18 protein-coding genes are annotated in these 19,835 nt (G+C 46.4%); 5 read left to right on the top strand and 13 right to left on the bottom strand.

The window, feature by feature from the left end; all coding sequences use genetic code 11:
• Positions 1-20 precede the first annotated feature (20 nt).
• Together ACFO4O_RS17470 and ACFO4O_RS17465 are read left to right on the top strand one after the other, a co-directional pair.
• Positions 21-1,733: an Lcl C-terminal domain-containing protein gene (locus ACFO4O_RS17470; RefSeq protein ID WP_382410887.1), complete on the top strand. Its 1,713-nt coding sequence runs from the start codon at positions 21-23 to the stop codon at positions 1,731-1,733.
• Positions 1,730-2,272 (top strand): Lcl C-terminal domain-containing protein, encoded by a 543-nt coding sequence (locus ACFO4O_RS17465; protein WP_382410885.1) that lies wholly within the window; start codon positions 1,730-1,732, stop codon positions 2,270-2,272. Before ACFO4O_RS17470 ends, ACFO4O_RS17465 begins: the two co-directional genes overlap by 4 nt.
• On the opposite strand, the gene ACFO4O_RS17460 is transcribed toward ACFO4O_RS17465, so the two are convergent.
• Genes ACFO4O_RS17460 through ACFO4O_RS17445 form a run of 4 tightly spaced genes read right to left on the bottom strand, consistent with a single transcriptional unit; the run spans position 2,259 to position 5,718 of the window.
• On the bottom strand, positions 2,259-2,828 hold the full coding sequence (locus ACFO4O_RS17460; protein ID WP_382410883.1) for a PqiC family protein: 570 nt from the start codon (positions 2,826-2,828) through the stop codon (positions 2,259-2,261). The genes ACFO4O_RS17465 and ACFO4O_RS17460 overlap by 14 nt on opposite strands.
• The gene (gene pqiB / locus ACFO4O_RS17455; protein ID WP_382410881.1) at positions 2,828-4,444 is read right to left on the bottom strand and encodes an intermembrane transport protein PqiB; all 1,617 of its coding nucleotides are present in this window, start codon (positions 4,442-4,444) and stop codon (positions 2,828-2,830) included. The genes ACFO4O_RS17460 and pqiB overlap by 1 nt, the downstream gene beginning before the upstream one ends.
• Positions 4,434-5,102 (bottom strand): paraquat-inducible protein A, encoded by a 669-nt coding sequence (locus ACFO4O_RS17450; protein WP_382410879.1) that lies wholly within the window; start codon positions 5,100-5,102, stop codon positions 4,434-4,436. The genes pqiB and ACFO4O_RS17450 overlap by 11 nt, the downstream gene beginning before the upstream one ends.
• On the bottom strand, positions 5,092-5,718 hold the full coding sequence (locus tag ACFO4O_RS17445) for a paraquat-inducible protein A (RefSeq protein ID WP_382410877.1): 627 nt from the start codon (positions 5,716-5,718) through the stop codon (positions 5,092-5,094). The genes ACFO4O_RS17450 and ACFO4O_RS17445 overlap by 11 nt, the downstream gene beginning before the upstream one ends.
• Positions 5,719-5,979: 261 nt before the next feature.
• On the opposite strand from ACFO4O_RS17445, the gene ACFO4O_RS17440 reads away from it, so the two are divergent.
• Positions 5,980-6,306: a membrane lipoprotein lipid attachment site-containing protein gene (locus ACFO4O_RS17440; RefSeq protein ID WP_382410875.1), complete on the top strand. Its 327-nt coding sequence runs from the start codon at positions 5,980-5,982 to the stop codon at positions 6,304-6,306.
• Between the two features lie 13 nt (positions 6,307-6,319).
• On the opposite strand, the gene hemW is transcribed toward ACFO4O_RS17440, so the two are convergent.
• From hemW to ACFO4O_RS17420, 4 genes are all read right to left on the bottom strand, one after another.
• Positions 6,320-7,489 (bottom strand): radical SAM family heme chaperone HemW, encoded by a 1,170-nt coding sequence (gene hemW / locus ACFO4O_RS17435; protein ID WP_382410873.1) that lies wholly within the window; start codon positions 7,487-7,489, stop codon positions 6,320-6,322.
• Between the two features lie 54 nt (positions 7,490-7,543).
• Complete coding sequence (rdgB, locus tag ACFO4O_RS17430; protein WP_382410871.1) at positions 7,544-8,152, bottom strand: RdgB/HAM1 family non-canonical purine NTP pyrophosphatase; 609 nt, start codon at positions 8,150-8,152, stop codon at positions 7,544-7,546.
• Complete coding sequence (gene srmB, locus ACFO4O_RS17425; RefSeq protein WP_382410869.1) at positions 8,149-9,372, bottom strand: ATP-dependent RNA helicase SrmB; 1,224 nt, start codon at positions 9,370-9,372, stop codon at positions 8,149-8,151. Before srmB ends, rdgB begins: the two co-directional genes overlap by 4 nt.
• Before the next feature lie 104 nt (positions 9,373-9,476).
• Positions 9,477-10,712 (bottom strand): multifunctional CCA addition/repair protein, encoded by a 1,236-nt coding sequence (locus ACFO4O_RS17420; RefSeq protein WP_382410867.1) that lies wholly within the window; start codon positions 10,710-10,712, stop codon positions 9,477-9,479.
• A 170-nt stretch (positions 10,713-10,882) separates the two neighbouring features.
• Here ACFO4O_RS17420 and ACFO4O_RS17415 point away from each other — a divergent pair, with 170 nt between their 5' ends.
• Positions 10,883-11,794, top strand: a complete 912-nt coding sequence (locus tag ACFO4O_RS17415; RefSeq protein WP_382410865.1) for an ExeA family protein — start codon at positions 10,883-10,885, stop codon at positions 11,792-11,794.
• Positions 11,787-13,151, top strand: coding sequence for a general secretion pathway protein GspB (locus ACFO4O_RS17410; RefSeq protein WP_382410863.1), 1,365 nt, complete (start codon positions 11,787-11,789; stop codon positions 13,149-13,151). The genes ACFO4O_RS17415 and ACFO4O_RS17410 overlap by 8 nt, the downstream gene beginning before the upstream one ends.
• Before the next feature lie 234 nt (positions 13,152-13,385).
• Here the strand turns inward: ACFO4O_RS17410 and ACFO4O_RS17405 are convergent, their stop codons facing one another.
• From ACFO4O_RS17405 to leuA, 5 genes are all read right to left on the bottom strand, one after another.
• Positions 13,386-14,612, bottom strand: a complete 1,227-nt coding sequence (locus ACFO4O_RS17405; RefSeq protein WP_382410861.1) for an HD-GYP domain-containing protein — start codon at positions 14,610-14,612, stop codon at positions 13,386-13,388.
• 100 nt (positions 14,613-14,712) lie between these two features.
• Positions 14,713-15,312, bottom strand: coding sequence for a 3-isopropylmalate dehydratase small subunit (leuD, locus tag ACFO4O_RS17400; protein WP_382410859.1), 600 nt, complete (start codon positions 15,310-15,312; stop codon positions 14,713-14,715).
• A 49-nt stretch (positions 15,313-15,361) separates the two neighbouring features.
• Positions 15,362-16,762, bottom strand: a complete 1,401-nt coding sequence (gene leuC, locus ACFO4O_RS17395) for a 3-isopropylmalate dehydratase large subunit (protein WP_382410857.1) — start codon at positions 16,760-16,762, stop codon at positions 15,362-15,364.
• On the bottom strand, positions 16,763-17,857 hold the full coding sequence (leuB, locus tag ACFO4O_RS17390; protein WP_382410855.1) for a 3-isopropylmalate dehydrogenase: 1,095 nt from the start codon (positions 17,855-17,857) through the stop codon (positions 16,763-16,765).
• A gap of 1 nt (position 17,858) precedes the next feature.
• Positions 17,859-19,412 (bottom strand): 2-isopropylmalate synthase, encoded by a 1,554-nt coding sequence (leuA, locus tag ACFO4O_RS17385; protein WP_382410853.1) that lies wholly within the window; start codon positions 19,410-19,412, stop codon positions 17,859-17,861.
• Between the last annotated feature and the right edge of the window lie 423 nt (positions 19,413-19,835).

Here is a 19,835-nt window from a genome sequence, read left to right as displayed (position 1 = left end):
GACTATAATTTTGCGTACCCATGAGAACATATCTCACTATTTTCTTAACAATATTGTTATGTTTGACCTTATCTGCCTGTGGCGGTGGCGGCTCTGATAGCCCCGACGCAGCGACAACACGCCCGGTGTTAGTTAATGCCGGTACTGACCTACAGTTGCTTGAACAAGAAAGTTCTCCGTTAAGCGGCACTGCAAGCGGCGGCAACGGAACCTATACATATGAATGGCGAGCCAATGCGCCCGTTGTTATTGATCATCCAGATACCACTATGGCCGACGCATCGGTGATGGCGCCGGTGGTAACGGTTGAAACCAGCTTTAACTTAACCCTCGTAGCTACAGATTCAGAGGGTAAAAGCGGTAGCAAAACCATTTCACTCATTGTAAATCCAATCAATGAACTTCCTACCGCCGTGATATCAGCCAACACCATTGAAAACTATGCTCCGCTTTCATATCCGGTGGGCGTTGACGTGATTTTGAGCGCTGCGATGAGTTCAGACCCTGATCCACAAACAGAAGATGCCGATATTGCCGCATATTTATGGCAGCAAGTTGCCGGCTTGAACGTGTTAGATGGGGTGCAGGTTGACCAGCAGACCTTACGCTTTTCTACATCATCATTTTTAGAGCCCTTAGATGTAGACATTATGTTGACGGTAACAGACCAAGAGGGCGGTGAGGCAACAGAGCGCATGTCTTTGACGCTTTTAGGTGAGCGGGGAACATTGCCGCACGTAAGCGTAAGCAAATCTTTAAGCGTATTTTCTGGGGAGCATTTGCCCTTATATGCAGAGATAGGGAGTGACGCACCTGGCAACGCTCCATTTACCAGTATATGGCAGCATGATTTTACGCGCTTTTTGAATTTACAGTTTGCAGAGCAAGTTAGGGCTTTGGCGATCGCGCCAGCGGTGTCTGAGCCTACGGCCATTTCATTTGAGCTAACCGCTACCGATGCAAAAGACAATCAAATGTCACAAACGCTTACACACACCGTCAATCCAGCACAGCGAGCAAGGATAAACGATACTGGGCTTGCATTATATGCTCGCGCGTCAAACATGCAGGTCTCGTATCCTTTTGATTACCCCGGGCAAGATGCACAATATGGCAACGACCGGCTGCAAACCACAGGCAGCCTGCAAAAAACCGGGCGCGGTGAAAATGGCTTTGATTTTACTCGGCTCAACGACAATGGCGATCCGGTAGACGACCTAAGTCTTCCGTTCAGCTGTGTTAGAGACAATATCACTGGCTTAGTATGGGAAATTAAAAACACCGACGCAGGCAGTATTCATAACGCAAACAGCACCTTTACTTGGTATCAAGATGAGGGCGAAATCGGTGGATTTGAGGGCGATATTAACGCGCAAAGCGAGTCGTGTGAGCTAAGCGGTGACCAATGCAATACACAAGCCTTTGTTGAACAAGTTAACCAAGCAGGTCGCTGCGGATTTTTTGACTGGCGTTTGCCCACTCACGCTGAATTGCAGTCGATTTTGCACTATGGCAAAGACAGTGCGCCGCTTATCGATACGTTTTATTTTCCAAATACAGGCTCTTCGCCATCGCTGTGGTATTGGACACGCCAAAGCAGTGCTGATGGGGTAAACGAGGAAATTGCGCGTAATGCATGGGCAATAGACTTTGCGAGCGGTGTCGATAATTTTTGGAGCAAATCTAGCGAACATCGAGTAAGACTAGTGCGTGCGGGGAGGAATAGCTTATGAGAGGAGTCATGATTAAACGGCTGATATTAGTGGGCTGTTGGGCCTTATTGGCAATATTGAGCAATGTGGCAATAGCTGAATCGGTGTGTGTAGGTGACATTCCAGCTACATCAGATGAAGAGCTTTATTTAGAAATCGGCGACGGTCAGATATTGCACAGGCCATCTAACTTGGTATTTATGCGTTGCTCACTAGGGCAAACGTGGGAAAACGATGAGTGCACCGGCGAGGCCGCGCTCTATACTTGGCAAGACGCCCTGCAGGCAAGCTATGGATATGAGTTTGCCCAAGCGCTCGGTTGGCGTATGCCAAATATAAAAGAATTAAGTGTTATCGTAGAACGAGCCTGCGTAAGGCCTGCGGTTAACGAGGCGCTGTTTCCGCAGACGCCGCCTGACGATTTTTGGACATCAACACCCTCAATCATTGATGACACTCGCGCATGGTCAATGGCATTTTTTAATGGCACCAGTTCGATTAAAGCCAAAGACCGAAGTCTTCATGTGCGCTTAGTGCGAACGAGGCTTAACTCTGAGTAATTCCTTGCTCTTGTGCTATGTGTGCGCTGAGTTCAACCAACAGTTGACGCATTTCAACAACCGCAGCTTTGTATCCATCACCTTGAATACGACCCTGTAAATTAAAGCGTTTCTTAATCGGAGCGCTTTGGTCATTGTTGTATTGATAAAAACCCGTTAAGAATACGTCGCCGTCTGCGGTGGGGTAAAAGTGTTCAATAAACAGCACGATGCTGCGGCACTGCTCACACGCACTGTCCGCTTCGCTTACTATCAATGCTTGGTTGTACTCATATTCCACGACACGCGCAATGCTGTCGGTGAGTCGGTCGGCCCACTTATGATAGCGGGCTATTTCAAGCGTGTGCTCGCTTACCATCATAATCAGCGCGTTCTGATTCAGATAGTCAGGAACTGCGCCAACGCGCACCTCTGCAAGCTGCGAAGCACCGTCTGTTGTCAAAGACCTATCGCTGGCTGTATCGAGTAAATAATACTGAACCTTAGGCCCGGGACCTGAGCTGCTGCATGCGGTTAACGAGAAGACGCAAATGATGAAACAGATTCGTATAAACATTATGGATTTTTCCGTTTGGGCTCTTGATCAGGCTGAGCCTGTTCGCCGAATATAAGCGAATTAGGTTGGGCACTGATTTTTTCAATAAATGGTTGAAGGCTATCTAAGGTGCGCTGAATTTCTATCAAGTTGTCTTGGAGCTCCTGATAAATAGGCGACGAAGGCTGCAAGCCTTTCATCACACTTTGCCCTTCACGAAGCGTTTGCTCCATGGTAAGGATAACTGACTGCGTAGATATGATAGCGTCATTCGCCGAATCTAGCGTCGTTTCGGCTGAGCTCATCACGTCGTTTACCGACACAATCACCGACTCAATATCAAGTGCGTTTATCTTGGCAAGAAGCGCATCGGTTTTGTCTAATATGCCGGCAAACCCTGTTTCATTGATAGGAATGACCATATATTGCCCGAAGTATGTAATCTCATTACTCACCGGATTGGTCATATCAAGATTGATTTTCATCGCGCCGGTAAGGTAGTTTGCGCTCTCAATTTTTGCGGCTAGGCCGGTTTTTATCCATTGCTTAAACTGCCGGTCAAACCATTCGAGTGAATACCCCTCTTCCTGCGCTAAACGTTGAGGCTCTATATGAATAATAACGGGAATGCGCTCTTCATCTGGGTCGATTAAATTAGTTTGATGAAATCCTAAATAGGGTTTTGCGACGCGCCCGACGCGAATACCTCGATATTCAACGGGTGTTCCCACTTGCACGCCAGCGACTGAATCTTCGACTAAAATTGCATATTCCAAATACTCGTATACGCGTTCTTCGGTGACGCTACGTTTATTTTCATACAGCTTAAAGCTGGCCGCTTCTGTAATTCTTTCTCCTAGGGGAAGGTCATCGGGAATATCAAATTGCACACCACCGGCTAAAAATGTTTCTACGGATGCAAAATCAATGGCCAGACCCTGACCATTGGTGCTGAACTCAAAGCCTCCCGCGTTCCAAAAAAATGTGTTAGTCGTTACCAAGTTATGGAATGGGGCATTAATAAACACTTCATAAGTGATTTCGCGGGTATCAACATCAAAATCAACTAGCTCAATCGCACCGACCTCAAACCCGCGGTACATGACTGGATTGCCCTCCCGAAGGGCTTTTCCGCCGCTTGAGACCAAGCTCACTTTCAAACCTTCGTCGTTTGGTGAGGAAATCGGGGGAGATTCGAGGCCAACAAAGCTATTACTCAATTGTTCATCTTTTCCTTTCTCTAGCGTGATAAATGCGCCTGAAAGCAAGGTACCAATGCCGCTTACACCCGACGAACCGATCCGCGGGCGCACCACCCAAAACTGACTGTCGCTGCGCAAGAAATGGGTCATTTCACGGTCGATAACAACTTGCGCTAATATGCCGTCGCCGTCTTCGTTAAACTCAATGCCGTCGAGCATGCCAATGTCGACATTTTTATATTTAACCTTGGTTTTATTGACCTCCAAGCCCTCGGCATTTTCAAAGGCAATGGTGATAGTTTGGCCTTGGTCCTGCCATTCTTTGTACAACATACCGATGCCCACAAGCACCGCTATTATGGGCAGTATCCATATGCTTGATATGCGAGATTTATGGGTGACTACTGCTTGCTTGCTAGAAACTTCATCCGTCATTTACGTTTGCTCTACTTAGTCCATCTTTTGTAAGTTCTGGTGTGCGCTTAACATTGTCCCATATAAGACGAATGTCAAGTTGTTGGGCAGACAACATAGTTAGGATCACGACACCCGCAAACGCCTGCGCAGCCAATCCAGGGTGAATTGTCATGAAGCCAGTGATTTGCACGAGCGCAACCAAAATCGCTACTACAAATACATCAATCATCGACCATTTACCAATAAATTCGGTAATTTTATAAAGCCTCGTGAGCTCTAGGTGGTGAACATCATGATTACTTTTTGCGCAGTAACACAACCAAATAATAGCCAACATTTTAGCTATCGGAATAATAATACTGGCAATAAATATGACGCTGGCTACAAAGTACGAGCCCATCTCAAAAAATAGAATTACGCCGCCTAAAATTGTTGAGGGCTCTGTGCGTCCGAACAGAGTTGTGCTCATGATTGGATACATATTTGCGGGAATGTAAAGTATCATCGCAGTTACGACCAGTGCTAATGTTCGCTGCAAACTGTTTGGATGACGCAAGTGTAAACGCCGAGAGCACACTCTGCAGTTGTTCTCATCAATAGGCGTGAGCGATAGGCAGCGCGAACAATTTGCTAGATTGTAATCGGCGGCGGTATGCTCGGTGTTGTTATCTGCCATTTGTCACCCAATACCAAAGCTGACGTTTTGTCACAATGCTGCTTAAATTTAGTAGTAAGACGGTGAAACCAATATAAGACCAAAACGCCACGCCCAAGAGAATGTCTACCATATGCATGAGCTTTATCAGAGCAACTAACACGCCCAGTACAAATACGTCCGCCATCATCCAAGGAACCAGCGTACTGATAATTTTTGCGCAAAGCATCGACGCCTTACTTGATTGTTCTTTTAAAAGTGGGGCGAGCATGGCGACCAAACAAATAAGATACATTCCGGGCAGAACAATCACGCAAGCAATGACAATAAAGGCCATAAAGGAGTACCCATCTTCTAACAATACATTGGGTGCTTGCAGCAAGGAGATAGTATTTACCACGCCTTTGCTTGAAATGGTCATAAACGGGAAGCTAACCGATATTATCAGAAACATGAGCGCACTAAGCGATAGGGCCAAGGTTTTATCGATTGGACTTTTTTGAACAGAAAACTGCGTCTCCCCGCAGCGTGGGCAAGCAAGGTGCTGAAAATTCTCCAGTTTTTCTGGTATTTCAATCAGTAAATCACAGTCATGACAAGCGATTAGCTGATTTAGTTTAGCGTTGTCTACGCTCATGCTTCCTCTAGGCATCTAATGAACCGTTGATTGTTCAATTAATATCATAATTGATTAATGTGATAGATAAGGTTGAGAGAAATATTGTTATTGTTACGTGTTAGCTTGACTAAAAGTCTAGCATAACATTGCCCACTCGACTCAAATCCAAACGCAAATACTTAACATCTAGCGAGATCATCAAACCTACGCTATCATCTATCTCATCGGTTGCAAGCTCGTTTAAAAACATTATCAATTAACAACATAAAGGAATAAAACATGAAAAAACTCATCAGCTTATTATTGATAACGCTTGTTGTAGCCGCCTGTTCAAGTGCGCCAAACTGGAAAGGTATGAGCGAATCTGACATCACTGCTTGGAAATCTGAGGGTTTTGACGCCAAATCAGCGCAGCAGTGGAGCAAAATTGGTCTTAATGCGCGTGAGTCTAAAATGTGGACACGTAACGGCTTTGAAGTGGATGAAGCTCACGACTGGATTAAAAAGAATTTTTCGGCTCGCGAAGCATCAAATTGGAAAAAGGGCGGGTTTAGTTTATCTGAAGCAGTGCGTGATAGAGAAAAGGGCTTACAGCCCATCCGCTAGGGCTTTTAGCGCGTTACACAAACTCTGACAACAATGAGTTAAGGTAACGCCTACCTTGCTCGCTGACCTGCCAGTGGGTCAGCGTTTCATCTAACAAGCCTTTATTTACGGCGCCCGTCAGTTGAGCTTGTTCTGTCACGCTTAAACCATATCCTGTTAGGCGCTCATAATCTTCTTTAGGACAGGGCTCTAATAAGCGAAAGCGATTCATGAAAAACTCAAAGGCTAATTCGTTTCTCGCCACCGCATGTGTTTTATATAAATAAGGTGTTGAAAGATTCATATAGCCTTTTGGGTGTTTTACTTTTTCAGTGCGCGTAATTACACCCGAGTGCATGTTGGTAACCTTCCCATGCGCCCCGCATCCTATTCCAAGATAGTCACCAAAGCGCCAATAGTTAAGATTGTGCTGACATTGTTGACCTGCAAGGCTATAGGCCGAAATTTCATATTGCTCATAAGCGTTTGCTTGTAATAATTGCTGTCCTCGTTGCTGAATATCCCATAGAACATCGTCGTCTGGCAGCTCAGGTGGCTTTGAGTAAAAAAGCGTGTTGGGCTCAATAGTCAGTTGATACCAGGAGATGTGAGGCGCGTTGAGCGAAATACTTCTTTGTAGGTCAGACAAGGCGTTATCTAAGTTTTGCTCGGGTAAACCATGCATTAAATCGGTATTAAATGAGCGCAAATTAAGTGTGCGGGCAAGTTCTATTGCTGTTACCGCCTGCTGGTCATCGTGAATACGACCTAAACGTTTTAAGTGCTCCGTTTGAAAGCTTTGTACGCCAATGGAAATACGATTTATCCCAGCTTCTTTAAAGCCGGCAAAGCGTTCAGCTTCTACTGTGCCAGGATTTGCTTCCATGGTTACCTCGGCATTTTTTGCCAGCGGCACACGTTGCGCAATGCCCTGCATTAATCTGTGCATGCCCTCTACACTGAGCAAGCTCGGTGTGCCGCCGCCAATAAAAATGGTCGATACTTCTCGCACCTGCCCTTGGTGAGTAATGCTGGGAAGGTCTTTTTCTAAATCGTCAAGTACGTGTCCGATATACTCGTTCTCAGGTATGCCGCCTTTCATTTGATGCGAGTTAAAATCGCAGTATGGGCACTTTTGCACGCACCACGGTATATGCACGTAAAGCGAAAGCGGTATCGTTTTTTGCATCAACTGTGTGGGCATGGTGTTGGAGGTCTTATTCAGAGAAATAATAAAAGGCTAGCTCACCAAGTACTATCACAAAAGGGGCTGTAAATCGTGCATAAGCCGCTTTAGTGCTTTACCGCGATGGCTCTGCGCATTTTTGATAGACTTATCAAGTTCGGCAGCGGTGCACTGATGCTCGGGAAGGTAAAAAATTGGGTCGTAACCAAAGCCGCCATCGCCCGATGGTGCAGTAGTGATTTGACCTTCCCACTCGCCTTGGCAAATAAGCGGCGTGGGGTCATTTGCGTGACGCAAAAATACCAGTACACATAAGAATCGCGCGCTTCGACGTCTCTCGTCAGCGAGCTCACGCAGTACTTTTTCGTAATTTCCTTTGTCGTTGCCGTGTTGTCCGCAGTACCTTGCGCTGTAAATGCCCGGCGCACCATTTAATGCGTCGATGACCAAACCACTGTCATCGGCAATCGCCGGTAGTTTGGTATGGCGCGAGGCGTGGCGAGCTTTAATAATGGCGTTTTCAACAAAAGTTGAGCCGGTTTCAGCAACGTCACTGACTAAAAACTCCGATTGTGGACACACTTGAATTTTGTATTGTTTAAACAATGCGTCAAACTCAGCGACCTTGCCTTTGTTGCCGGTAGCCAAAACAATTTGCTGCATGCTTAACGATAAACTCATTTCTTATTGCGCTTTTTAGGACTCGATTGCTTACTCTTACGCTTAACTTTGCTTTTAGGTTTTTTCTTCTTTACCAGCGAAGGCGCTTTGTTTTTTGGCTTTAAGCCTTCAATCACACGGGCTTTAAAGCTCTCTTTGGTGTAACGTTCAACTTTGCCCACCCACATAAAATCGTGCGCTTCAATGAGCGATATTGCTGTGCCCTTAGCACCTGCTCTACCTGTTCTGCCAATCCGATGCAGATATACGTCGGCCCCGCGTGGCATGTCGTAGTTAATCACGTGGCTAACATTAGGAACATCAATACCGCGTGCTGCAACGTCGGTTGAAAGCAATATTTTAGCTTCTCCCGATTTAAATTTTGCCAGAGCGGCGTTGCGCTTGTCTTGCGGCATTTCACCTTGCAAATACACCAACGGGTACTTGTTCATGAGTTTGTCTTTTAATGCATGAAGGCGTTCTCGTGTTTTCACAAAAACGATGCACGACTCCACCGAATGATTAAGGTGATGCTCAAGCAATGCCTCTTTATGCGCTAGGTCGTCACATAGGTGATACCACTGAATGGTTTTGGCTTTTTCTTTTCGTGAAGGCGTGGCATTGAATTCTTTAGGATCCGTTAAAAGTTCGGCAGCAAAGTTACGCACACCTCTGCTTGATAGCGTCGCTGAGAACAACATGCTTTGCTTGCGCCATCTTGCTTCGCCAGCAATTTGATAAACAATAGAAGAAAAGCCCATATCGAGCATGCGATCTGCTTCATCTAATACTAATGACTCGATGTCGCGACAGTCGCAGGTTTCTTTTTCGATATGCTCAAATAAACGTCCGGGTGTAGCAATGAGTACATCAGGCCGCATCTCTAGGGTTTCTCGGTCGGTGCCATAATTTATCCCGCCGGTAATTACGCCGCAGGTTAAATCGGTGTACTTCATAATGGCGCGCGCTTGCTCGCCCACCTGATTGGCAAGCTCACGAGTAGGCACTAGCACGAGGGCGCGTGTACTGCCTTCGGTGCGTTTAGGGTTGTCGAGCAAATACTGACAAATAGGCAGTAAGAATGCAGCCGTTTTACCTGTTCCGGTGGGCGCACTAGCAAGAATATCGTGCCCTTCCATAGCGTCGGGTATCACCAATGCTTGTATGCTTGTGGCTTGGGTAAATCCCATTTCGGCAACTGCACGACAAAGTTCGTCGTCCAATTCTAAGTCTGCAAACATGAATCACTTCCTATAATAAATCGGTGCGGGAGTTTACACTAAGTTTCGCGTAAAAGCTTTTGCCAAATACACCGGCACTCGCCGAGTTTGAATAAACCGAGCGACTAAGCAAGCCCGTGCGCACTGGCTAGAAATTGTTTAATCATCTCTAAACGCTCTTTGCGTACCGCGTCTTTTATTTGTGAGCCTTTTAAACCGCTACGAACAATCGCTTTTACATCTACACTTTGTAATATTGCGAGTAAGTCTTGCCAAGCCTTAAATTGTGGGTAAGGCCGTTGAGCGAAGTTTTTACGCCCCAAAAAGTCACATTTGCATACTAATAAAAGCTGCAAAAATCGCTCTGGTCGTCGCCATGCGTCGGCTTTGTCAAACACCTGTAAAATATTTTCGGGCGATGTTTCAAGCATGCGGTGAACCACGCAATGATGTTCACTCACCAATAGCCCGAGTTCATGCGCTTGGTTAGGCACGCCTAATCGGTCGCAAAACTGATTAATCGCAGCAAGACCTAAATCGTCGTGCCCATGATGTGCAGGCCACTGCGTTGTATCGGTAAGTGCTTTGCCTAAATCATGCACGAGGGCTGCAAAACGCACGGGGAGGTCATCCGATAAGCTTACCGCTTGTTGTAATACCATCATTGTGTGTACGCCGGTGTCGATTTCAGGATGCCATTTGCTAGGGTTTGGCACGCCCCATAGCTTATCGAGCTCTTTAAACCAGTGCTTGAGGGCGTCTACTGACTTTAAGGTCGTAAAATAAACATCTGGATGCGCCTCACGAAGCGCTTTTGCGGTTTCTTGCCAGACCCTCGGGGCACTTAAAAATGTGAGTTCGTTGCTTTGTGAAATGCGGCGCATTAAATCTAAAGTATCAGTGTGTACATGAAAGCTGAGGCTATGGTAGCGCGCAGCAAAGCGGGCAACTCTCAGCACGCGCAGAGGGTCTTCGGTAAACGCTTCGCTCACATGCCTTAACACACGCTGTTGCAAGTCATGTTGTCCGTTAAAAGGGTCAATAATATTGCCCTCATCGTCCATCGCCATCGCATTAACAGTGAGATCTCGTCTTAGTAAGTCTTGCTCAAGGGTGATGGTTGGCGATGCATCACATGCAAAGCCGGTGTAGCCACGGCCTTGTTTGCGCTCAGTGCGGGCAAGTGCATATTCCTCTTTTGTGGAAGGGTGCAAAAACACCGGGAAGTCTTTACCTACTTGAGTAAATCCCTTACGCAACATTTGTTCAGGCGTCGCGCCCACGACTACATAATCGCGCTCGGTAACTTCTCGATTGAGTAAAGTATCGCGGACCGCACCGCCCACTAAGTATATTTGCATATTGATAAAGAGGCTCGTTGGCGTTATCAGATGCTCAGTAAAATATCACATCAGCGACTATCTTCGCCAAAAACTTATGTAATTTCTTGCTTAAAAGAGTCTCAATATTGACTCGCTTCACTTTCGTGATAACGTTACCGTCATTACTGCATTGGATGTAAGAAACTGCTGTGTATTTAAGCTACTTTGGATTAACGGATAATCCATTTTCAATTGCGCCTAATCCCGATTATTTGTTTATGAGTACCCGTCATAAACAAGCCTTGGCGCACCTAACCTTTGGATTGCAAGAGTCGGGCGGCTTTGTGATGCTAACCGGTGAAGTCGGTACTGGCAAAACCACAGTCTCACGTAAGCTGATGCAGGACTTGTCAGACAATACGCAAACGGCACTTATTTTGAACCCTACGCTATCGGCACTTGAGCTTCTGGCAACTGTGTGCGACGAGCTCAATATTCAGTACAGCGCAAATGAGGCCAGCCTGAAAACCTACACCGACGCAATTTTAAGCCATTTAGCAAATAATCACCGTCAGGGTAAAAATACGGTTCTTATTATCGATGAGGCCCAGCATCTGCTGCCGGAAGTGCTAGAGCAACTGCGCTTGCTGACCAATTTAGAGACCAACCGTGAAAAGCTCTTAAAAGTCGTATTAATTGGGCAACCTGAGCTACAACAATTGCTGCGTCGAAACGAGCTACGTCAACTCGCTCAGCGAGTTACCGCGCGCTATCATCTATTGCCATTGACTGAACAAGAGGTGGGGCAGTATGTTGAGCATCGCTTAAATGTGGCGAATCTTCCCCAAAGTCCCTTTACTAAACCTGCCTTAGCTCTTTTGTTTGCCATCTCAGGGGGCATTCCACGGGTCATTAATTTATTGTGCGATAGAGCGATGAGTTTAGGCTACTCGCTGCAGCGCCCCTTTATTGATTATCAGGTAATGATGTCGGCAAGCTATCAGGTCTTAGGTGAAGACATTGTAAGTCAGCGTCAGCATACCAAATGGCGCAGACGCTACATTATTAGTTTTTTGCTCGCCTTAGTCTTTGGTGTGCTTGTTGGAGGGCTTTATGCTTAAGCAGGTGGCGACCGAAGCGCTTAAACCGGGCATGATGATTACGCAGGTTATTGAACAACGCGGACCGGTTAAAATAAGAAGGGTGGGCATGGTCAGGTCTGAGGCCATGATAAAAGGCCTGAAAGAAATGGGCGTGATGTTGGTGGAGGTTGATGAGGCGCAAAGCCTTGAGATAGAGGGCTTTGAAACCGACAATTCAGGCCCTGACAACTCCTTACCCGACAAGACTACGCAAAGCGCTGCACCGGCAAAGCCAGATGCGGTAGTCGAACATCGGCAAGCATCCGCCGGCCAATCTGCTACTCAGCGTTTAATGGCGCAAGATAAAAAAAGCGCCACAGTTGACCGTCAGTTATCACAGCAGTTTCATCGTTCGTTATTTATGCCTGCCATTGACGATATGCCCTCAAAGTGGCGTTTGTTTGTGCGGCCCTATGGATTGTTGGTAACAATAAGCTTTGTGGGTTTTTGTTTGGGCTTTGCCCTGATGAATATTCCGCAATGGCTGTCTAGTGTTGAGCCTTCAAATATTGTCAATATGCGTCAAAGTGCACAACATAAGCTTGAAGACTTTACAGAAGAGGGCGTTGCACAGCAGCTCCCGCAAACAAACAGTCCAGAAGTTCAAGCGTCTCAATCAGATGACCAGTCGAGTTCACAACAAGCAAGCCAAAATCAGCAAGTTGCAGGTGAGCAAGCAGCAATTGCACAGCAAAGTGAGCCTTTTGAAGAAGCCGTAAATGCATCTGATGATGCGCCAACCTCGAGCGCCGAGCCAGACCTTGCTCCTAAAAGCTATCAGAGTATAAACGGAGTCGTGCTCAATGAAGGTGAAACTGTGCTTGGCTATGGTGCTGACGATACGCTCAACATCGCCTCGAATACTGCTTCAATGACAACAAACGATGAGCCGCAAAGCCCAAGTTCCGACAGCACTGAAGAAGTGCTATCGCCGGAGCTGCTGCGTCGTGTGAATCAGGTCGCCGCGCAGCTAGAAGCTCAGCAGCAGTCGCAAGGCGATATTATTCCACCACCAGCAAGTTATGATGCAAACGATTTAATTGCGCTTGAGCGAGCTCCCGCACCGGCACAATTTGATCTTCGCACTCAGCGTAAAGATACGCCACGAATTGACCAATTACCCGCGGGTATTCTAGTTGATATGCCCTCAATGAGTTTTAGTGCGCATATGTACGCGTCTGACCCACAAGACAGATGGGTGAGGGTTAACGGGCTGCGCTTATCAGAGGGCGACTTTATTGAAGACGGCCTGGCGATAGTTGAAATTCAACCTGAAAAAATCCTATTGGCATTTAAAGGTGAGACCTTTTCAATGAATGCCTTGTCGGACTGGTAGTTTCTGCTCGTACGGGCGGTTACAAAGTCAAACGCGCACATCCATGTGCGCGCATGCTTTTACATTTGAACATACCCCAAACTTTTCGAGTCACCGTTTAGGTAAGTCGCATTTGACTTTATAACGGATATGCCCGCAACCAAAGTCACCAACGAGGCGAGTCGCCTTTTAGTGTTGTAGCCCGTTTGGAATGCAATGCAGCAGGAAGGTCGTTTTATCTTCAGCGCTTAAACGCTATCCCTGAAACAGCACTGACTTAAAGAATTTCGATAAATTAAGGTCAAATTCTTCGGGTCGCACCGCCCCTAAAATCTTATCGGAAGATTTTGTAAGGTCGATTATTTTCACTTCAGCATGATGTTTGTTGCGTATGCTGTAAAAGCTCATTACGCGAGGTTTAAGTGGGTTGTCTTTATGTTTTTGAACCACAATCGCAAGCTTCTCGCTTTTCAGATGTACCAGTGAGCCAACTGGATATAAACCGATTGCTTCAATAAAAGACTGTACCAAGTCAGACGAGAATGCTGGATTTGCGCTGAGGGTCTCAAGCACTTCCTGTGATGACATTGAAGAGCGATAGGCTCTATCCGTTATCATGGCATCATAACAATCCACAATACCCGCCATCTGAGCATACTCTGAAATTTGTTCAGCCGTTTTCTGTTTTGGATAACCGCTGCCGTCAATGCGTTCATGATGATTTTTAATAATATCGTAAACCATAGGAGGCACGTCTGCGAAGCGTTCAATCACCTCAATACCAATATCGACATGGGTTTGCATCAGTACAATGTCGGCAGGTGAAAACTCGTCTGAGCGACTGCCTAAGTCTTGCGGAAGTAAGGTCATTCCTACGTCCATTAACAAGCCAGCCATTGTGAAGTCTTCAATATCCGCCTGAGAAAAATTCCGGTGACGTGCAAACAGACTCATCAAAATTGAACAATTAAGTGAATGCTCCACCAAATAGTCATTGGTGTCTTTTAACATCACCAAGCAACTTAATGCCTCAGGATTTTCGAACACCGAATCAATGATATCTTGGCAGACATGATTGAGCGCATCAAAATCGGGCGAATCTGCAGTGCGCAGTTGCTTCATAAAGCGTGTTTGTGCGCTTCTTGCTTGCGTATAGAGTTTGTCAGCTTTTGCTAGGTGGGCCTGTTGTTGCTCAAAGGTAAGTTTAACAAATGGTTTTGGGCGCGGCGCTGTCAGGCTAACATCAGGGACGTCGCTCTCAACGTCATTTGTGCTATCAGCAGCTTTGCTTTTCTTTTGCGCATGCACGCTTTTATCTAAGTCTATTTCAATAGACTCTACACCGCGGCGCTTTAAGCTTGCGATGGTACCGCTCGATTTAATCAAGCCTTGGCTTTTAACCTCAAGATTGGTGCTACATGCGCTTATACGCAGCAGGTACATGCCAATTTTAACGTTTTCGATGTTGACGATTTGATTCATATCTTTTGACGCGTTGCTGTTTTTAAGCGCTAGGCTACAAAAAGCAGTGCATTAACTCGCATAATGTTTATATCAAAATTATCGGCTGTTCTGGTTTTTTTTAAAGCCAAATTTGCCGAGTTTGTTCAAAGTCCGATATTTTAGCGTCGAGCTCCAAGGTTTGCCCAATGGCATCAAGGCCTTTTAGCAAATTGGTTTTATGGTGCTCGGCAATATCAAATGCAAAGCTAAGCTCTTTGCAGCTTACGGTCTGCGCGGGCAGGTCGATATGAATATCGGTATCAGGGGCATGTAAAACAATCTCGAACAACTGGTCCATATGAGCCGATGAGAGTGTAACGGGAAGCAATTGATTGTTGATGCAGTTGCCATAGAAAATATCGGCAAAGCTAACGGCGATAATGGCTTTAAAGCCATAGTCAGCGAGTGCCCAAGGCGCATGTTCTCGACTCGAACCACACCCAAAGTTTTCGCGGGTGAGCAAAACGCTGGCGCCCTTATGAATAGCTTGATTTAAACTAAAGTCGGGGTTGAGCACGCTTTCGTGTTGGTCTAAATAGCGCCAGTCATGAAACAAGTGCTTACCGTAGCCGCTACGAGTAACGCCAGTTAAAAATTGCTTCGGAATGATTTGGTCGGTGTCGACATTAGCTTGGTCAAGAGGCGCAGCGCGCCCCGTGATGGTGTTGATTTCGCTCATACTTTCTCCAATGAATAACGCTAGGTCTTTGTTTATGGCAGTTGAGCGCTTAGGCGTCAAAAGACCTAACATCGGCAAATTTGCCCGTGATAGCCGCTGCGGCAGCCATTTCAGGGCTTACCAAATGTGTACGGGCACCACGTCCCTGACGCCCCTCAAAGTTTCGGTTGCTGGTTGATGCACAGCGGTCTTGGTCGTTCAGCACATCGTCATTCATGCCTAAGCACATGGAGCAACCGGGTAAGCGCCATTCAAATCCAGCGTCTATAAAGATTTTATCGAGCTGTTCTTGTTCTGCTTGCGCCTTTACGGCAACGGAGCCGGGCACGACGATGGCGGTCACGCTGCTTTTAACTTTTCCTTGTTTAGCAACCGCTGCTGCCGCTCGCAAATCTTCGATGCGGCTGTTGGTACATGAACCAATAAAGACGTGAGATACATCTATGTCGGTTAACGCTTGTCCGGGCGTAAGTCCCATGTACTTCAGCGCTTTAATTGCTGAGGCTTTTACGATAGGGTCATCAAAATCATCTGGAGACGGGACGGTCTGATTTACGGCGATAACTTGTCCAGGATTAGTGCCCCATGTAATTTGTGGTGCGATGTCGTCAGCATTTAAATTTACAACGGTGTCAAAGTGAGCGCCGTCGTCAGAGTGTAACGTTTGCCAATGGGCTAAGGCGGCGTCCCAATCTTTGTCACTCGGCGCAAACTCTCTGCCCTTTATGTAGGCATAGGTTTTGTCATCTGGTGCAATCAGGCCTGCTTTGGCGCCAGCTTCTATACTCATATTGCACACGGTCATGCGCTGTTCCATCGAAAGCGCAGATATTGCACTGCCCGCATATTCGATGACATGCCCGGTTGCACCCGCATGCCCAATTTTACCAATGATCGCTAAGATAATATCTTTGGCAGTAACACCTAAGCCAAGTTTACCCTCAACATTCACTAACATGCTTTTGGCGCGCGATTGCTTAAGTGTTTGGGTGGCAAGCACGTGCTCTACTTGCGAGGTGCCGATGCCAAACGCCAATGCACCGAAGGCGCCATGAGTAGCGGTATGTGAATCGCCGCAAACTACGGTCATTCCTGGTTGAATCAAGCCAAGTTGTGGCCCAATAACGTGAACAATGCCCTGATTTTTGTGGCCTACCGGATAAAGCTCAATGCCGTATTTGGCGCAGTTGGCTGCCAGTGTATTGAGTTGAAGCTCGTTTTGCGGTCCACAGGCATCAATCGCTAAAGAGCGAGTAGAAATACTGTGATCCATTGTGCCGAAGGTTAAATCGGGTCGACGCACTTTACGGTTTTTCTCAGCTAGTCCTGCAAAGGCCTGAGGTGTGGTCACTTCGTGAATCAGATGACGGTCGATATATAACAGTAAATCTTCGCCGATACTGTCAACTAAATGTGCATCTACAATTTTTTGATAAAGCGTTTTAGACATTTACTTCCCCTGAATCACGGATACAACATAATCACCCACTTCAGAGGTGCTCTTTGCATGTTCACGCTGGTCTTTTGGTAATAATTCGCCGGTCAGTATACCGTCCATCAAAGTTTTGGTCACGGCGTCTTCAATGATACTGGCGGCTTTTTCTTCGTTTAAAGAGAATTTTAACATCATCGCCGCTGAAAGAATTTGCGCGATGGGATTGGCGATTCCTTTGCCCGCAATGTCGGGGGCAGAGCCACCGGCAGGCTCATACATACCAAAGCCGTCTGCATTGATACTCGCTGAGGGCAATAGCCCCATAGAGCCGGTGATAATGGCGCATTCATCTGACAATATATCGCCGAACAAATTAGAACACAGCATCACGTCAAACTGTGAAGGGTTGGCAATAAGTTGCATCGTCGCGTTATCAATATAGATATGCTCCAAACTTACATTCGGATAGTCTTTGGCAACATCCTCTACTACTTCGCGCCATAAGCGACTACTGACTAATACATTGGCTTTGTCGACCGATGTGACTTTGTTGTTACGTTTGCTAGCGGCATTAAACGCCGAATGAGCAATACGTCGAATCTCTTTGCGAGAATAGCGCATGGTGTCAAATGCGTTTTGTGCCTCGCCCTCACCGTCTATTCCTTTGGGCTGACCAAAATAAATACCAGAGGTCAATTCTCTCACAACTAGAACATCTACACCGCTTTTTGCAATATCGATTCGAAGAGGAGATAAGGCTTCTAAACCGGGATAAATGCGGGCAGGGCGCAAATTGCTAAACAAATCAAAATGACTGCGGAGCGTCAACAGCGCCGCCCTTTCAGGACGTTGCTCTAGCGGTAAACTGTCCCACTTAGGACCTCCGATAGAGCCAAACAGGATCGCATCGGCGTTTTCACAGCCTTTTAAAGTCTCGTTGGGAAGGGCCTTGCCATGATGATCAATGGCATAGCCACCTACAGCATAGTCTTGTCGGACAAGCTCAAAGCCACATTGTGCCGCTACGGCATCGAGCACTTTGTTCGCTTCGCGCATGACCTCTGGCCCAATACCGTCGCCGGCTAATACGGCAATGTTGTGACGCGTCATTCTATACTCCTGCTATCTTTTCTTGTTTTTGTTGGTCAATTTGGTCTGCTAAATACATGTTGTTTAGCACAAATATCAATGATTTTACGCCGGCCTCAACGATGTCCGTAGCCAGGCCAATACCGTTAAAACGGCGATGCTTATATTCTACTATTACGCTCACCTGGGCCAATGCGTCTGCGCCTTCACCTTTGGAGTCGAGCTTGAAATCGACGATTTCTAAGTCGTGCCCTTTTATGGCCTGAATAATAGCATTAAATGCTGCGTCTACAGGTCCATTTCCTGTGGCCGATTCAGTGATTTTGTCGTCTCCCGCTTCAATCGTGACGGTTGCTGAGGGAATAATGTTATGACCCGAGGTGGCATGGAGGTAATGAAGCTTATAAAACGCATGTTCATGCTTTTGTTGATTAAAAAACAATAGCGCCTCAAGATCATAATCAAAAACCTGCCCTTTTTTGTCAGCCAAACGCAAAAATGACGCATACACCTCGTCAAGATCGTACTCCGCTGGCCCGTAACCAAGCTCGGTGAGTCGATGCTTAATCACGTGTCGACCAGAGCGCGAGGTAAGGTTGAGGTTATTCTTATTGATGCCCACGCTTTCTGGCGTCATGATTTCGTAGGTGTTTTGACCTTTAAGCACGCCGTCTTGGTGGATGCCAGATGAGTGACTAAATGCGTTTGCACCCACAATGGCTTTATTAGCCTGCACGGGCATATTGCAAAGCTGACTGACTAATTTTGATGTTTTGCTAATTTCTTGGGTGTTAATGCCGGTTTGCAAATTTAACAAACTTTCGCGGGTTTTTAGCGCCATCACAATCTCTTCTAGTGAGCAGTTACCCGCGCGCTCACCAATGCCGTTAATGGTGCATTCTACCTGACGCGCCCCGTATTGGATGGCGCTTAACGAGTTAGCTACGGCTAAGCCTAAATCGTTGTGGCAATGCACTGAAATCACGGCTTGGTCTATGTTTGGCACCCGATTAAATAGATTTTCAATAGTGCTGCCAAATTCCGACGGTATGGTATAACCCACGGTGTCAGGAATATTAACCGTCGTTGCACCTGCTTTTATGGCCGCTTCGACCATACGGCATAAGTAATCGATATGCGTGCGGCCTGCATCTTCACACGAAAACTCCACGTCGTTGGTGTATTTTCTAGCATGCGCAATGGCTTTAACCGCCATCTCGACTACTTCGTCTTGAGATTTCCTTAATTTTGTATCTACATGAATATCAGATGTCGCGATAAAGGTATGAATCCGAAATTTTTCGGCAACGCTGAGCGCTTCACCACATGCATCAATGTCTTTTTCCAATGCCCGCGACAAACCGCAAATGGTTGCCTTCTTTACTTCTTTGGCAATGAGCTGCACCGATTTAAAATCGCCAGGTGAAGAAACGGGAAAACCTGCCTCAATCACGTCTACACCTAAACGTTCGAGCATCAGCGCAATTTGTAATTTTTCACGGCCACTTAGGCTTGCCGGCAAGGCCTGTTCGCCATCGCGCAATGTGGTATCAAATATTATGACTCGATTGTCCATGATGTTCATCCTTTCGATGTTGCTGTGCTGTTAAATATTGGCGTTTTAGTCTAATGCTTACACCATAATGCTTGTGGTGATGCGCCCATAAAAAAACCCGTGATATACACGGGTTTTTGAAATTTCATATACAGGCTACCCGTGCGCCTAAGCTGCCAGACCGAGTAGTAAAATAATTAATGAATTTGCTGACGTCATTTGTGTTCCGTTTGCAAGCTTGTGATATTGTCGGCTTTGTGTTCTTTGCTATAAAAGTCGCAAGGTGCAACGACTTTGAACGTTTATTCGTTCAATATCAACTTAAGTGCCCTGTAGTTGATTAGAATGTAATCTGCTTTGGTGACGCGGTCAACCGCTTAAGCTAAATAAATTCAATATCCATTCAGCTTAAGAGGTTTTTACTTCCTTACCACTTATGCGCAA

Source organism: Glaciecola siphonariae, assembly GCF_042652645.1.
Taxonomy (GTDB): Bacteria; Pseudomonadota; Gammaproteobacteria; order Enterobacterales; family Alteromonadaceae; genus Glaciecola; species Glaciecola siphonariae.
Note: the sequence above shows the minus strand (reverse complement) of the source record. Positions and strands in the feature narration are given on the sequence as shown.

Excerpts from the sequence above, each read along its gene's own strand:
- leuD (WP_382410859.1), bottom strand. The coding sequence starts at position 15,312 with ATGAGCGAAATCAACACCATCACGGGGCGCGCTGCGCCTCTTGACCAA.
- pqiB (WP_382410881.1), bottom strand. The coding sequence starts at position 4,444 with ATGACGGATGAAGTTTCTAGCAAGCAAGCAGTAGTCACCCATAAATCT.
- ACFO4O_RS17450 (WP_382410879.1), bottom strand. The coding sequence starts at position 5,102 with ATGGCAGATAACAACACCGAGCATACCGCCGCCGATTACAATCTAGCA.
- rdgB (WP_382410871.1), bottom strand. The coding sequence starts at position 8,152 with ATGAGTTTATCGTTAAGCATGCAGCAAATTGTTTTGGCTACCGGCAAC.
- hemW (WP_382410873.1), bottom strand. The coding sequence starts at position 7,489 with ATGCCCACACAGTTGATGCAAAAAACGATACCGCTTTCGCTTTACGTG.
- leuB (WP_382410855.1), bottom strand. The coding sequence starts at position 17,857 with ATGACGCGTCACAACATTGCCGTATTAGCCGGCGACGGTATTGGGCCA.
- ACFO4O_RS17410 (WP_382410863.1), top strand. The coding sequence starts at position 11,787 with ATGCTTAAGCAGGTGGCGACCGAAGCGCTTAAACCGGGCATGATGATT.
- ACFO4O_RS17440 (WP_382410875.1), top strand. The coding sequence starts at position 5,980 with ATGAAAAAACTCATCAGCTTATTATTGATAACGCTTGTTGTAGCCGCC.
- leuC (WP_382410857.1), bottom strand. The coding sequence starts at position 16,762 with ATGTCTAAAACGCTTTATCAAAAAATTGTAGATGCACATTTAGTTGAC.
- ACFO4O_RS17460 (WP_382410883.1), bottom strand. The coding sequence starts at position 2,828 with ATGTTTATACGAATCTGTTTCATCATTTGCGTCTTCTCGTTAACCGCA.
- ACFO4O_RS17405 (WP_382410861.1), bottom strand. The coding sequence starts at position 14,612 with ATGAATCAAATCGTCAACATCGAAAACGTTAAAATTGGCATGTACCTG.
- leuA (WP_382410853.1), bottom strand. The coding sequence starts at position 19,412 with ATGGACAATCGAGTCATAATATTTGATACCACATTGCGCGATGGCGAA.
- ACFO4O_RS17445 (WP_382410877.1), bottom strand. The coding sequence starts at position 5,718 with ATGAGCGTAGACAACGCTAAACTAAATCAGCTAATCGCTTGTCATGAC.
- srmB (WP_382410869.1), bottom strand. The coding sequence starts at position 9,372 with ATGTTTGCAGACTTAGAATTGGACGACGAACTTTGTCGTGCAGTTGCC.
- ACFO4O_RS17420 (WP_382410867.1), bottom strand. The coding sequence starts at position 10,712 with ATGCAAATATACTTAGTGGGCGGTGCGGTCCGCGATACTTTACTCAAT.
- ACFO4O_RS17465 (WP_382410885.1), top strand. The coding sequence starts at position 1,730 with ATGAGAGGAGTCATGATTAAACGGCTGATATTAGTGGGCTGTTGGGCC.
- ACFO4O_RS17470 (WP_382410887.1), top strand. The coding sequence starts at position 21 with ATGAGAACATATCTCACTATTTTCTTAACAATATTGTTATGTTTGACC.